At 75.5% G+C, this 13,536-nt stretch carries 12 protein-coding genes; 9 read left to right on the forward strand and 3 right to left on the reverse strand.

What is annotated here, in order from left to right:
• Positions 1-126: 126 nt before the first annotated feature.
• From ACWDYF_RS19520 to ACWDYF_RS19545, 6 genes are all read left to right on the forward strand, one after another.
• The gene (locus ACWDYF_RS19520; protein ID WP_389469754.1) at positions 127-1,755 is read left to right on the forward strand and encodes a beta-N-acetylhexosaminidase; all 1,629 of its coding nucleotides are present in this window, start codon (positions 127-129) and stop codon (positions 1,753-1,755) included.
• Positions 1,756-1,966: 211 nt separating this feature from the next.
• Positions 1,967-2,575 carry a hypothetical protein gene (locus ACWDYF_RS19525; protein WP_381736636.1) on the forward strand — a complete coding sequence of 203 codons (609 nt, stop codon included), beginning with the start codon at positions 1,967-1,969 and terminating at the stop codon, positions 2,573-2,575.
• 143 nt (positions 2,576-2,718) lie between these two features.
• Positions 2,719-3,339: an RNA polymerase sigma factor gene (locus ACWDYF_RS19530; RefSeq protein ID WP_381736635.1), complete on the forward strand. Its 621-nt coding sequence runs from the start codon at positions 2,719-2,721 to the stop codon at positions 3,337-3,339.
• 77 nt (positions 3,340-3,416) lie between these two features.
• Entirely contained in the window at positions 3,417-3,665 is a 249-nt protein-coding gene (locus tag ACWDYF_RS19535; RefSeq protein ID WP_389469749.1) for a hypothetical protein, read from the forward strand.
• 318 nt (positions 3,666-3,983) lie between these two features.
• Positions 3,984-4,646, forward strand: a complete 663-nt coding sequence (locus ACWDYF_RS19540) for an RNA polymerase sigma factor (protein ID WP_018564959.1) — start codon at positions 3,984-3,986, stop codon at positions 4,644-4,646.
• A complete protein-coding gene (locus tag ACWDYF_RS19545; protein WP_389469747.1) occupies positions 4,646-5,908 on the forward strand; it encodes an extensin in 1,263 nt (420 codons plus the stop codon). The genes ACWDYF_RS19540 and ACWDYF_RS19545 overlap by 1 nt, the downstream gene beginning before the upstream one ends.
• A 202-nt stretch (positions 5,909-6,110) precedes the next feature.
• Here the strand turns inward: ACWDYF_RS19545 and ACWDYF_RS19550 are convergent, their stop codons facing one another.
• On the reverse strand, positions 6,111-7,100 hold the full coding sequence (locus ACWDYF_RS19550) for a L,D-transpeptidase family protein (RefSeq protein WP_389469745.1): 990 nt from the start codon (positions 7,098-7,100) through the stop codon (positions 6,111-6,113).
• A gap of 164 nt (positions 7,101-7,264) precedes the next feature.
• Between ACWDYF_RS19550 and ACWDYF_RS19555 the strand changes: the two genes are divergently transcribed.
• Together ACWDYF_RS19555 and leuE are read left to right on the forward strand one after the other, a co-directional pair.
• On the forward strand, positions 7,265-8,845 hold the full coding sequence (locus ACWDYF_RS19555; protein WP_389469742.1) for an acyl-CoA mutase large subunit family protein: 1,581 nt from the start codon (positions 7,265-7,267) through the stop codon (positions 8,843-8,845).
• A 76-nt stretch (positions 8,846-8,921) separates the two neighbouring features.
• Positions 8,922-9,575: a leucine efflux protein LeuE gene (gene leuE, locus ACWDYF_RS19560; protein WP_381736630.1), complete on the forward strand. Its 654-nt coding sequence runs from the start codon at positions 8,922-8,924 to the stop codon at positions 9,573-9,575.
• 42 nt (positions 9,576-9,617) lie between these two features.
• On the opposite strand, the gene ACWDYF_RS19565 is transcribed toward leuE, so the two are convergent.
• Both ACWDYF_RS19565 and ACWDYF_RS19570 read right to left on the reverse strand, forming a co-directional pair.
• Entirely contained in the window at positions 9,618-10,979 is a 1,362-nt protein-coding gene (locus tag ACWDYF_RS19565) for a polysialyltransferase family glycosyltransferase (RefSeq protein WP_389469738.1), read from the reverse strand.
• Positions 10,976-11,953: a glycosyltransferase family 2 protein gene (locus ACWDYF_RS19570; protein WP_381736628.1), complete on the reverse strand. Its 978-nt coding sequence runs from the start codon at positions 11,951-11,953 to the stop codon at positions 10,976-10,978. Before ACWDYF_RS19570 ends, ACWDYF_RS19565 begins: the two co-directional genes overlap by 4 nt.
• Positions 11,954-12,152: 199 nt before the next feature.
• On the opposite strand from ACWDYF_RS19570, the gene ACWDYF_RS19575 reads away from it, so the two are divergent.
• Entirely contained in the window at positions 12,153-13,511 is a 1,359-nt protein-coding gene (locus ACWDYF_RS19575; RefSeq protein WP_389469735.1) for a DUF6716 putative glycosyltransferase, read from the forward strand.
• The last annotated feature ends 25 nt before the right edge of the window (positions 13,512-13,536 follow it).

Here is a 13,536-nt window from a genome sequence, read left to right on the forward strand (position 1 = left end):
GTCGTGCGGTCACGTTATCGGCAGCGGCCCGGATGTGTCCGGCCGCTGCCCGGAATTCACCCGGACGGGAGAGTTTGGGCGCCGTGTGTGGACCTGCGGAGCGGCCCGGACCCGTAGGTTGGCCGGGTGAGTCAGCACAGGCGGCGACGTGCCGCGGCCCCCGCGCCGCGGCGCCGGTGGGTCTTGGTGGGCGGGGCGTTCGCGGTCACGGTCGGACTCGGCGTCGGCCTCGGTGTGTGGGCCTCGGGCGGCGGCGACGGCCCGCCGGACGCGGCGCGCGCCACGCCCGGCGCCTCCTCCCCGGGCCCGGCCGCGCCCAGCCCGGCCCGGACCTATCCCCTCTCGCAGGCGCCGCGCACCATCCCGGCGGTCCGCTCGCACACCGCGGCCCGCGGTCCGGGCTGGCGTCCGGCGCGCGGCGAGCGGGTGGTGATCGGCGCCCCGTCCCTGGCCGACGAGGGCCGGCTGATCGCCGGTGAGCTGGGACTGGCGTACGCGGGCGAGCGCGACGACGTCCGGACGGGCGACGTGCGCCTGGAGCTGGGCGGCGGCACGGACGGCAACCCGGAGTCGTACACGATGACCGTGCGCGAGGGGCGCGTCACCGTCAGCGGGCCGGGCGACGCGGGCGTCTTCTACGGCACCCGGACCCTGAAGCAGGAGGTGCACGCGGGCGGCACCGCCCCGGAGGGCACCGTCGCGGACGCGCCCGCCAAGCCCCGGCGGGGCTTCATGCTGGACATCGCGCGCAAGCCGTTCCCGGCGGACTGGATCGCGGACCGCATACGGGAACTGGGCGACCTGAAGTACAACGAGCTGGGCCTGCACTTCTCCGACGACCAGTCCTTCCGCATCCAGTCCGACACGCACCCGGAGGTCGTCTCCCCGGACCACCTCACCAAGGCGCAGGTCCGGCAGCTCGTCGCCCTCGCCGCGAGCCGGCACATCACGGTCGTGCCCGAGATCGACTCGCCCGGCCATCTGGGCGCCGTGCTCGCCGCCCACCCCGGCCTCCGGCTGCGCACCGCGCAGGGCACGGTGACCAAGGGCGCGATCGACATCTCGCAGGACGGCGCGGCCCGGATCGTGGACGACCTGCTCGGCGAGTTCGCGGAGGTCTTCCCCGGCGGCCTGTGGAACCTGGGCGGCGACGAGTACCAGGCGCTGACCGTGCGCAGCCCCGAGGCGTCCTACCCGCAGCTGGCCGCCGCCGCGCGCCGGGCCCACGGCGCGGGCGGCACGGTCGCCGACCTGACGACCGGCTGGCTGAACGACCGCGCCGCCGCCGTCCGCGGCCGGACCGTGCGCGCCTGGAACGACGGCTTCTACCGCAGCGGTTCGGTGCGGCCGTCCGGCACCGTCGAGGTCGCCTACTGGACCGGCAAGGAGCTGGGGGCGCGGCAGCCGGCCGAGTACCTGGCCGCCGGGCGCCGGGTGATCAACTACAACGACGAGTTCCTGTACTACGTCCTCGGCCAGCCGCAGACCTTCGTCTACCCGACCGGGCAGCGGATCTACGAGCAGTGGACGCCGCGCGTGCTGCGCGGCACCGAGGCCGTGCCCGCCCGCTACGACTCCCAGATCCTCGGCGGTGTCTTCGCCGTCTGGTGCGACCTGGCCTCCTCGCAGACCCCGCAGCAGGTGGCCGCCGGGATCCGGATGCCGCTGCGGGCCACCGCGCAGAAGCTCTGGGACCCGGCGCGGCCCGCCCTGTCCTGGACGGAGTTCAGGGCCCTGGCGGACCGGCTGGGCTGAGCCCGCCGCGCACCCGCCGCGTACCCGCCGCTCATCCGCCGCGTATCCGGCGGACCGCCGGGCGCCGCGTCCGGGAGTATGGCCGAAATCTTTTGTTCCGCACCGGCTCTCGACGGCGGCTGAGGGGCGTGTGACACTGCGGACGGCCGCCCGTGACACCGGACGGTGCGGCCTGGCGCAGGGGGTGGGGCCCTGCCGGGGGGAGGCGTGGATGAGCCTGGTGGAACTGATCGTGCGGGCGGACGAACGCGGCCTCGCCGCCAGCGGACTGGCCTGTTTGGATCGGTGCGTTCCGCTGCTGGGCGGCGCCGACACCGAGGCCGACGACGTGCTGCGCCCGCTGTGGGGAGCGCTCACGGACGAGGGCGGCGACTGGGGCCGCCCGCTGGAACGGGCCCGTACCGCCCTCGCCGCCGCGGTGCCCGGCGCCCCTGGGGACGAGGCGGCGCTGCTGGCCCGCCGCATGCTGGACGGGGCCCCGGCGGGCCGCGCCGCCGGGGCCGCCGTACGGGAGTGGGCCGACGCCTGCTCGGTGGCCTCGCTGCGGATCCACCGGCTCCTCGACCGGCCCGAGGACAGCGCGCCGGACCCGGCCGGTCCGCGGGACCTGGACGCCGTGCGGCGGGCGCCCGGCCCGGACGGCGGCCGCCTCCAGGGACTGTCCCCGCTGGTCGCGGCCGAACTGCGCCGCCAGATCACCGTCCTGGAACTCCTCGCCGGACATGGTGCCGCCGGGCTGCGCGGGGCCCGGGACGTGGCCACGGAGGGGCGCCGGGTGCTGCGGGCGGCCCTCTCGCGCCGGGCCCGCGGCCGCGGCTGACCCAGCCGGGCCGCCCGGCGGCCGGGCTGTGACACTTCCGCGGGGCCCGGCGCTGATGACCATGGGCCGTACGGCACGGCCCGTCCTGTGACACGGCGGGCCCGGCCGGGCCCGCTTCGCACTCGCCACTTACGGGGACAGTGTTGGGCCAGGCAGGGGAGCCCCGTCGCGCGCGGGCGACCGACGGGGAACTGGGCGCGGCGGTCGCGCGGGCCCAGCAGGGCGACGAGAGCGCGTTCGCGGTCGCGTACCGGATCGTGCAGCCCGGCCTGCTCGGCTATCTGCGCGGGATCGTCGGCGCGGAGGCCGAGGACGTGGCCTCCGACGCCTGGCTGGAGATCGCCCGGGACCTGGGCCGGTTCCAGGGCGACGGGGCCGGATTCCGGGGCTGGACGGCGACCATCGCCCGCCACCGCGCCCTGGACCACCTGCGCCGCCGCCGGGCACGCCCCCGGTCGACGGCCCTGGAGGACGCCGACGCGGAGGCCCTCATCGCCCCGCAGGACACCCACGAGCAGGCGCTGGAGTCGCTCTCCACCCAGTGGGCCCTCGAACTGGTGCGCTCCCTGCCCCGCGACCAGGCGGAGGCCGTACTGCTGCGGGTCGTCGTCGGTCTCGACGGCCCCGCCGCCGCCCGCGTCCTCGGCAAGCGGCCCGGGGCCGTGCGCACCGCCGCCCACCGCGGGCTGAAACGGCTCGCCGCCCGGCTCGGGGCGCCGGGTGTGACGGCGGACGGCCCGCGGCCGCTGGGGGAGTCGGAGTGAACGGCACCGGCGGACCGCGCGGACGGCCGTGCGGTGGGTCCGCCCGGCGGACCCGGACAGGACGGACGGACCCGGACATGGGCGAACAGCGGAGCGAGAGCGGTTTCGGCCATCGTGTACGCGGCGGCCCCGGCGCGGCGGGTCCGCCCGGCCCCGCCGGTACGCCTCCCGAGACCCTGCTCGCCGCCGCCCTGCGCGCGCGGCCGGCGGACGGCGCCGAGGCCGAGCGGCGCGCGCTCGCCGCCTTCCGGGCGACCTGGGAACAAGGGGTCCGGCGCCCGGCCAGGACCCGGCGCCGCGACGACTGGCGACCGCGTCGCCGCTGACGAAGAGGGAGTTCGGACCGGGTTCCCGGGCCGCTGTGCCGAGGCAACGGCCGGGGCCGCCACCCCCCACAGGAGAGACCCCGGCCGTCGCGCGGCACGGGCCGCGCGGCGGCCCGTACTCCCTACAGCGCCATGAGTGCGTTTTCTGTCACACCTCGCTCTCGGAGGAATTGGTTGCACGTTGTACGGTCGTGGACGACAGGCGGTTTCAGGCCGTAACGTGCCTTTCGCGCCGGGCGCGGAAGATGCATGATCACCGCACAGTTCGACGGCCTCGTTGCCGCGACGATCCTGCTCGATCTAGCGAGGAACCACGGGGTGCTGGGGGACGACGCGGAGCTGACCGCCGCGGTGCTTGCGGCGCAGACCGGGGACGAGACCGCGTTCCGGACTGTGTACCGCGCCGTGCACCCGCGCCTGCTCGGATATCTGCGCACACTGGTCGGTGAACCCGACGCCGAGGACGTGGCGTCCGAGTCCTGGCTCCAGATCGCGCGCGACCTGGAGCGGTTCAGCGGGGACGCCGACCGGTTCCGCGGCTGGGCCGCCCGGATCGCCCGCAACCGCGCGCTCGACCACATCCGTATGCGGGGCCGTCGCCCCGCCATAGGCGGCGACGAAACGGAACTCACCGGACGGGCCGCCGAGTCCGACACCGCGGACGAGGCCATCGAGTCCCTCACCACCGGCAGCGCCCTGGCCCTGATCGCCCAGCTCCCCCAGGACCAGGCCGAGGCGGTGGTGCTGCGCGTGGTGGTGGGCCTGGACGCCAAGACCGCCGCCGAGACGCTCGGCAAGCGGCCGGGCGCCGTCCGCACCGCCGCGCACCGCGGTCTCAGACGCCTCGCCGAACTGCTCGGCGGCGATGCGGAATCCGTCGGCGTGCTCGGCGCGATGCCGCCCCCGAGAGAACCGCGGGGACGCGCGGTGACGTCCGCCGGTGTGACGCATACGCGCGCCCGGACGCAGAAGGACATGTGATGGCCGACGAGCAGTACCGATGGCTGGACAGTGACAGCGCGGAGCGCCTGCTCCGCGGGGAGCCGCTGGACACCGTCGACGTTACCGTCCGTGACCAGGCCGAACGCCTCGCCCGCGCCCTGGACGCGCTCGCCGCGGAATCCGTCGTCCACCCCGCCCAGGCACCCGTCCAGCCACCCGCCGAGCTGCCCGGCGAGGCCGCCGCCCTGGCCGCCTTCCGCAAGGTCCGCGCCGAACGGGCGGCGGCCGCCGCGGAATCCGTCGCGCCCGCCGGGCCCTCGGCCACCGACGCCGGACTCGTCCGGATCGCCGCGCACGGAGCCGCCCCGGGGCACGGCGCCCGCACCGGGCGTCCCCGGCGCCCCGGCCCGCGCCTGGGCCGCCCCGTCCGGCTGGCGCTGACCGCCACCCTGGCCGCGGGCGCGCTCGGCGGGGTCGCGGCGGCCACGACCGGGGTGCTGCCGACCCCGTTCGGCGGCGACGAACCCGCGCCCGCCGCGTCCGCCCCCGCACCGGCCGCCCCCGCCCGCCCCACGTCCTCGCCGTCCGGCACCGGCACCGGCGCCACCGCCGTCGGGCCGGGGCAGCCCCACGGACCGGCCACGCCCGGCGCCCCGGCCGGTTCCGCCACGGGCGGCGCCGAGGACACCGGCGACGACGGCACCGCACCGGGCTCCGCCGCCGGGCACGACGGCGACCGGGGCCGCTCGGGCGGCGGCTGGGGCCGGCTGTTCGCCGCCTGCCGCGACCTGCGGGACGGCAAGTCCCTGGACACCGGCCGACGGCATGTGCTGGACGGGGCGGCCGGCGGTCCGGCGCGGGCCTGGACGTACTGCAAGGGCGTGCTGAAGGCGGCCGAGGGCCGTGGCACCGGACAGGGCGGCCGGGACGGCAACGGCAACGGCGGCACCGGAGCCAAGGGCGGCGGCCAGGGCAATGAGGGCGGCAAAGGCGGCAAAGGCAGCAAGGGGGGCAAAGAGGGCGCCGGAGGCAAGGGGGGCAAGGGGGGAAGCGGCGGGAAAGGCGGCTCGGGCGGTCACCAGGGGCGCGGCGGTGACGACGACGGCGGTCACGCCGAGGGCACCGGCGGCCGCCCCGGCGGCGGGATCCCGCACGGCGGTCACCCCGGCAGCGGCCGTCCCGGCGGCCACCAGGGCGGCGATCAGCCGCGCCGTGACGTCGTGACCCGCCCGGCCACCGCGGCGCCGCCCCTGGGCGAGACGGCACCGTCCGCCTCGGCTGCCCCGCTCGCAACGCGCTGACCAGCGGTTTCACCGATGCGGGAAAAATTCTCCCCGCAGGGTGTGACGTTTTTGACCGCCCCGGCGCAGTAGTGAGTAAGGCCGACTGGTCATCGGCCCTCGCACAGAGCCGGGGTTCCCCCCGTACCCGCGGCTCGTGCATCGGCGCGGGCGGGGCACGTTCCCCCGGTCCCGCCCGCGCCACGAATCCCCTGGGGCCGCCTCACCAGTGCACGACGACCTTGTCGCCCTCCTTCACCTGGGCGAACAACTGCGCGATGGCGGCCTCGTCCCGTACGTTGACGCAGCCGTGCGAACCACCGGCGTAGCCCCGGGCCGCGAAGTCCGACGAGTAGTGCACCGCCTGCCCGCCGCTGAAGAACATCGCGTACGGCATGGGGGAGTGGTAGATCGTCGACACATGGTGGCGTGACTTCCAGTAGACCTTGAACACACCGTCCCGGGTGGGCGTGGCCTCGGTGCCGAACCGCACCGCCATCGTCGACACCGTCCGCCCGTCGATCATCCAGCGCAGCGTCCTGGTCGTCTTGTCGATGCACAGCACCCGGCCGGTCAGACAGCGCGCGTCCGGCGCCCCGGCCGGCTGGCCGCCCATCAGATACAGCTCCCACTGCCCCGGCTCGTGCGTCATCGCCCGCAGCCGCTGCCAGGTGACGGTGTCGGCGCGGCCGGTGACCGGCAGTCCCCGCTTGCCCTGGAAGCCGCGCACGGCCTGCTCCGTGGCGTCGCCGTACGTCCCGGTGGGCCCCTCGGCGAGCCAGCCGACCTGGCGCAGCCGCGCCTGGAGCCTCCGTACGGCGAGGCCGCTGTCGCCGAGCGACCACAGCACGGGGGCGTCGGTCCGCGGGGCGGGCACCGGCCGCGTCCTCCCGCCGGAACCCGCCGACCCAGCCGATGCGGTGGCGCCCGTGGACCCGGTGGAACCGGTCGTGGCCTGGGGCCCGCCGTCGGACGCGCGGGCCTTCCCGTCGCTGCCGCCGCCGCTCCGGTGGGCCCCCTGGCTGTCCTTGCTGTCCTTACCGCCCGCGCCGCCGTCGGCGGGCCGGGCGGACGGGACCTCGATGTGCACGGGCGAGCGGTGCTGTCCGTCCGCGCCGGACCCCTGCTCGGCCGGTGTGCAGCCGAACACCCCGGCCAGCGCCCCGGCCGCGGCCACACCCGCCGCCGCCCTCCTGATGCCCCCGCTGCGCATACGGCCCCCCGCTGTCTCCCCGGTGTGTGCGGTGCCCGCCGCCGTGGGCCGCGGCACTCCACCGGACAGTCTTTCCACCCGCGCCCGGTGGCGAACCACGGCGCAAGGTGGGAAACAGGGGAACGGAAGGAAACGGAAGGAAACGGAGCGCACGGAGGCACGCCATGGCACGCGAGTCGGAGTCGGGTCTGCCCATCGAGCCGGTGTACGGCCCGGACGCGCTGGCGGGATGGGACCCGGCGGCCGAGCTGGGGGAGCCGGGCGGATACCCGTTCACGCGGGGCGTGTACCCGTCGATGTACACGGGCCGCCCCTGGACGATGCGGCAGTACGCCGGGTTCGGCACCGCCGCCGAGTCCAACGCCCGCTACCGGCGGTTGATCGCGCACGGTACGACGGGCCTGTCGGTGGCGTTCGACCTGCCCACGCAGATGGGCCACGACTCGGACGCCCCCCTCGCGCGGGGAGAGGTGGGCCGGGTGGGGGTGGCGGTCGACTCGGTGGAGGACATGCGGGTGCTCTTCGCCGGGATCCCGCTGGACCGGGTGTCGACGTCGATGACGATCAACGCACCGGCGGCGCCGCTGCTCCTGATGTACCAACTGGTCGCGGAGGAGCAGGGGGTGGCGGCGGAGAAGCTGACGGGGACGGTCCAGAACGACGTGCTCAAGGAGTACATCGCGCGGGGCACGTACATCTTCCCGCCCGAGCCGTCGCTGCGGCTGACCGCGGACGTCTTCCGGTACTGCCGGGCGGAGCTGCCGCGGTGGAACACCATCTCGATCTCGGGCTACCACATGGCGGAGGCGGGGGCCTCGCCCGCGCAGGAGATCGCGTTCACGCTGGCGGACGGCATCGCGTACGTGCGCACGGCGCTCGCGGCGGGCATGGACGTGGACGACTTCGCGCCGCGCCTGTCCTTCTTCTTCGTGGCCCGCACGACACTCCTGGAGGAGGTCGCCAAGTTCCGTGCCGCGCGCCGGATCTGGGCGCGCGTGATGCGGGAGGGCTTCGGCGCGCGGGACCCGAAGTCGTGGATGCTGCGGTTCCACACGCAGACGGCGGGGGTGGCGCTGACCGCGCAGCAGCCCGAGGTCAACCTCGTCCGGGTGGCCGTGCAGGGCCTGGCGGCCGTCCTCGGCGGCACGCAGTCGCTGCACACCAACGCCTTCGACGAGGCCCTCGCGCTGCCCACGGACACCTCCGCGCGGCTGGCGCTGCGGACACAGCAGGTCCTGGCGTACGAGACCGATGTGACCGCGACCGTCGACCCCTTCGCCGGGTCCTACGCCGTCGAGCGGATGACCGACGGCATCGAGGCGGCCGCCCGGCTCCTGATGGACCGGGTCGAGGAGCTGGGCGGGGCGGTCGCCGCGATCGAACGCGGCTACCAGAAGGGCGAGATCGAGCAGAACGCGTACCGCATCGCGCGGGAGACCGACTCCGGGGAGCGGGTGGTCGTCGGCGTCAACCGCTTCCGGCTCGACGCGGAGGAACCGTACGAGCCGCTGCGCGTCGACCCCGCCGTCGAGGCCCGGCAGACGCAGCGCCTCGCCGCGCTCCGCGCCGCCCGCGACCAGCCGGCCGTGGACACCGCCCTGGCCGCGCTGAAGCGGGCGGCGGAGGGCGACGACAACGTCCTGCCGCCCATGAAGGAGGCGCTGCGGGAGCGCGCCACGGTGGGCGAGGTGTGCGGCGCGCTGCGCGAGGTGTGGGGGAGCCACCGGCCGCCGGACGCGTACTGAGCGGGCGCCGGGGGCCGCCCGTCTCGTCCCTCGGGACATCTCCCGGAGTGTCGTACTGCCGTGCGACACTCCAGCCATGTTCGGCGTCATCGATCTCCCCACCTATCTGGCGGGCCTCGTCCTCATCGTGCTGCTCCCCGGGCCCAACTCGCTCTATGTGCTGTCGGTGGCCGCCCGGCGCGGCGTCCGCTCCGGGTACACCGCGGCGGCGGGCGTCTGGTGCGGGGACACCGTGCTGATGACCCTGTCGGCGGCGGGGGTCGCCTCCCTGCTCAAGGGGAACGCCCTGCTGTTCGGGATCGTGAAGTACGCGGGCGCCGGATACCTCACCTGGCTGGCGATCGGGATGCTGCGCGCCGCCTGGGCCATGTGGCGCACCCGGCGCGAGCGCACCGCCGCGGCCGGTCCGGACGCGGGCGGCCCCGCCGACGAGCGGCCCTTCCGCCGGGCCCTGGTCGTCAGTCTGTTCAACCCGAAGGCGATCCTGTTCTTCGTCGCCTTCTTCGTGCAGTTCGTCGACCCGGGCTACGCCTACCCGGCTCTCTCCTTCGTCGTGCTCGGCGCCTTCGCGCAGGTGGCCAGCTTCCTGTATCTGAGCGCCCTGATCTTCAGCGGCACCAGGCTGGCCGCCGCCTTCCGCCGCCGCAAGCGGCTGTCGGCGGGGGCGACCTCGGCGGCGGGCGCGCTGTTCCTGGGCTTCGCGGTCAAGCTGTCGCTGGCCGGTTCGTAGCCGCCGGACCCGCTCGCGCGCGGCCCGCCCCGGCGGACCGGCTCAGGCCCTGCGGCCCGTCCGGCGCCGCAGGGCCCGCGCCTGCCGGGCCACCCGCCGCACCGTCGCGTTGCGCGGGATGAACGCCAGTTGCCGCGGGACCCCGCCGGGCAGCCCGAGGGCGGTCAGGCGGCGGCGCTTGAAGTAGCGCAGGGTGTGCGGGCCGGGGTGGGCGGCGAGATACCGCTCCGCGTCGCCGCGCAGCCCCGGGCAGATCCTCGGCCGCATCGCGAAGGCGACCGCCCGCACCAGTTCGGCCAGCGCCGCCACGGCCGCCGGAGCGGCCGGCCCCGAGCCGGGCCCCTGCCCGGCCACCGCCGCCGCGTCGGCCACGTCCGGCAGCAGCGCGTCGACGATCGTCACGGGCACCCGGTTGCTGTTCTCGTACGGCGTCAGCCGCTCCAGCAGCATGCCGGTGCCGGTCCGGGCCACCGGCAGCCCGTACAGCGTGGACGCGGTGAGCAGCGCGGTGGAGAAGCAGCCGACCACCAGCGCGGGACGCGCCCGCTGGTACAGCACCTCGGCGAGGACCGGCACGTCGAGCACCGTCAGCTCGGCGCCCAGCCGCGCCGCCTCCTGCTCCAGCGTCCGCGACCAGCGGGCCGGTGCGGAGGGGTGCGGCTTGAAGACGACCCGGGTGTGACCGAGCGCCACGGCACCCCGCAGCATCCGCACGTGCAGGGCCTCTTCCTCCTCCGCGGTGAGGATGTCCAGCGCGGCCAGGTACTGCCCCAGCAGCAGGGCCGGTCCGTCCGGCAGCTCCGGCAGCTCCGGGGCGGCGTCGGCGAGCTGGGCCAGCACCTCGACGAAGGTGTCCGCGGGGATCACCTCCGGCTCGACACCGAACTCGGTGAGCAGCACCGGCCGCAGGCCCGGCACCAGGTCCAGGTGGAGCAGCCGGTCGATGCGGGTGCCCACCAGCGGGTCGATCTTGTTCCGGGTGGGGCCGTAGCTCATCAGGCCGTCGGCGTAGACGGTGACGGGCGCGCCGGTGAAGATCCGGCAGACCGCGAGCGCCGGGTCGACCTGGATCGACTCGACGGCCAGCTCGACGTCGTCGTCCCCCAGGTCCCACAGCAGCCGCAGATGCCGCTCCCACAGCGGTACGTCGTCCGGGCGCGGGGACCAGCCGCCCGGGTGGACGGGGGAGACCGTCTCGTTCCAGGACAGCACCTCGTCGAACCGGTGGCGCAGCCGGGCGAACCCGGGCATGTCGTCCAGGGACGGTGTGGTCTCCGGGTTGGCCGTGGTGTTGCAGACGAGCAGGATGCGCCGGCCGGCCGGTCCGAAGCAGTCGGCGTCGAGGGCGGCGGCGAGCGTGGCGGCGCCGTACAGCGTCGAGGCGAGGAAGATCCGGGTGGTCACGCGGCGGCCCCCGCGGCGGCCGGGCGGCGGCGCAGCCGGCGCAGCCGGGTGGCGCGCCGGACGTCCATGGAGTCCAGTGCCTCGTCCAGGACGCCCTGCGGCATCCGGCGCAGGGCGCGCGCGCCGAGCGATCTCAGTTTCCGGGCCACCGGCGGTTCGAACCTCTCGACGGAGCCCAGATGGTGGGCGAGGATCGCGCAGTAGGTGCGCACGGCCTTGGGCAGCAGCAGGTCGGCCTCCCGGTCCCGGGCGGTCTCCTCGACGACCTGGTCGAAGGCGCGCAGGAAGTCGAGCTGGCGCACATCGCCGATCTGGGTGAGCGAGGTGGCCACGCCCCGCCGGTAGTGGACGCCCAGCAGGCCGCAGACGGCGAAGGACTCCGCCTCCCGGTGCAGCCTCCAGATCCACGGCCGGTCCTCGGCCGTGCGCAGTCCGTCCGTGAAGTGCAGCAGGCCCCGCTCCAGCAGCCGCCGGTGGTAGACGCCCGCCCACGCGTAGGCGTAGTCGACCGGTGTGGTGCGGTCGGCGGGCAGGATCGCCGCCCGCGGGTCGAGGACCACCCCGCGCCGGCCGTGCGGCACCCGGTGCACGCTGCGCGCCCGCCCGGTGCACTGCACATGGTCGGCGCGGACGAAGTCGCAGCCCAGTTCCTCGATCACGGCGAGCAGCCGCGGGTAGTAGCCGGGGGCCAGCCAGTCGTCGCCGTCCAGGAACGTCACGTACTCGCCGCGTGCCCGGTCGAGCCCCGTGTTGCGCGCGGTCGCCAGACCGCCGTTCCGCTCGCGCCGGACGAGGACCGCACCGGGCAGTTCGCGTTCCGCGCGCGCGAGGACATCCGGGGTCCCGTCGCTCGAACAGTCGTCGACGAGTATGAATTCGAAGTCGTCACGCGTGTTCGCACGAAGACTCTTCACGGTGTCGGGTGCGTATTGCCGCACGTTGTAGAACGGCACGATGACGGAGAGCTTGACCACGTGTGTGACGTTAGGGTGCCGGTCCCGACCGTGTCTTGACCGGTGGGCCGCCCCGGGGTGAACGGCATGTGGCGATGCCGTGAACCGGGCTTTCCGAAGTCGCCCTCCGGCGCCGATTCGGCATTCGGAGGCATGCTGTTAACCGTTTGTTGCATTCGGGTTGTGCCGGACCTAGAAATACCTTCCTAGCGTCTTCGGCGTGCCAGCAAGTGCAACGAAGTCCCTGCGGGTCGCCGTTCTCGCCGACTCCGACACCCGGTGGAAATGGGGTGCGCTCACCGCGCAGCGCCTCGCCCCCGCCGGTGCCGCCGTCCGGCTCGACGGCTACCTCCTGCGGGGCCGTGCCACCCCCACCCCCCGCCAGCTGACAGAGGTCGGCGTCCGCGCCGACTCGCTCCGCGAGGTGAGCGCGGCCGAGTTCCTGCGCGCCGTGCGGGAGGACCCCGCCGCCGAGCCCTACGACCTGCTCGTCCTCGCCCTCGTCGGCGGCGGCGTCCAGGCCGTGCTGCACGGGCTGCGGCACACCTGGCAGGACGCCGCCCGGCGGCCCGTGGTCGTCACCGGCTATGTCGGCGTCGTCTACGAGAAGCTCACCGACGGCCTGCTGCTGCGGCACGGCGCGGACCTCGTGCTCGCCAACTCCCGCCAGGACGCGGAGCGTTTCCGCGCCGTCTACGAGGGGGTGGGCGCCGACGCGGCCGCGGTCACCGAGGTGGCCCTGCCCTTCCTCGGCGGCGCCCCCTACACGGGCGCGCACGAGCCGTACACCGTGGTGTTCGCCGCGCAGCCCTCCGTGCCGGAGAGCCGCCGGGACCGCGCCTACCTGCTGGAGCGGCTGATCCGGCACGCCCGGCTGCACCCCGGGCGCGAGGTGCTGCTCAAGCTGCGCTCCAAGCCGGGCGAGCACACCACCCACATCGAGGAACTGCCGTACCAGAAACTGGCGCGCAAGCTCACGCTGCCGCCCAACCTGCGCCTGGTCTACGGGCACATGGGGGAGGTGCTGGACCGCACCGACCTGCTGGTGACGGTCAGTTCCACCGCCGCCCTGGAGGCGCTGCACCGCCGGGTGCCCACCGCCGTCCTCACCGACCTCGGGGTGCGCGAGACGCTCGGCAACCACCACTTCACCGGCTCCGGCTGCCTCGCCTCCTGGGACCAGCTCGACGCCGGGCACCGGCCGGTGCCCGAGGAGGACTGGGTGGCCCGGCAGGGCGTGGCCCCGGGGGGCGCGCCCGCCGGACCGGACGCCTGCGGCGAGGACTCGTACGCCGGTGCCTTCGAGGAGGCCCGGGAGAAGATCGCCGGCCTGCTCGGCGAGCGCGGCGCGCTGCCCCCGCTCGCCCCCTACTACACCCCCGCGACCGCGCCCGGCTATCTGCCGGGCCTCCTCGCCCGCCACCACCTCGGACCCGACGGCGCGCCGCTGCCGGGCGCACCGGCCGCCGCCCGGGAGCCCGGAGCGGTCCGGCGGACCGTCCGCCGCGCCGCCCGCGGCGCCTACCGCCACGGTGTGCAGCGCGTGGCGCCGGTGATCCGGCGGATGGGCGAGCTGTGAGCGGCCCGGCCCCCCACCCCGGCCG

It is taken from the genome of Streptomyces sp. NPDC003284, from assembly GCF_053589675.1.

Coding starts and splice junctions, on each gene's coding strand:
- ACWDYF_RS19535 (WP_389469749.1), top strand. CDS start 3,417: ATGGGCGAACAGCGGAGCGAGAGCGGTTTCGGCCATCGTGTACGCGGC.
- ACWDYF_RS19525 (WP_381736636.1), top strand. CDS start 1,967: ATGAGCCTGGTGGAACTGATCGTGCGGGCGGACGAACGCGGCCTCGCC.
- ACWDYF_RS19550 (WP_389469745.1), bottom strand. CDS start 7,100: ATGCGCAGCGGGGGCATCAGGAGGGCGGCGGCGGGTGTGGCCGCGGCC.
- ACWDYF_RS19545 (WP_389469747.1), top strand. CDS start 4,646: ATGGCCGACGAGCAGTACCGATGGCTGGACAGTGACAGCGCGGAGCGC.
- ACWDYF_RS19555 (WP_389469742.1), top strand. CDS start 7,265: ATGGCACGCGAGTCGGAGTCGGGTCTGCCCATCGAGCCGGTGTACGGC.
- leuE (WP_381736630.1), top strand. CDS start 8,922: ATGTTCGGCGTCATCGATCTCCCCACCTATCTGGCGGGCCTCGTCCTC.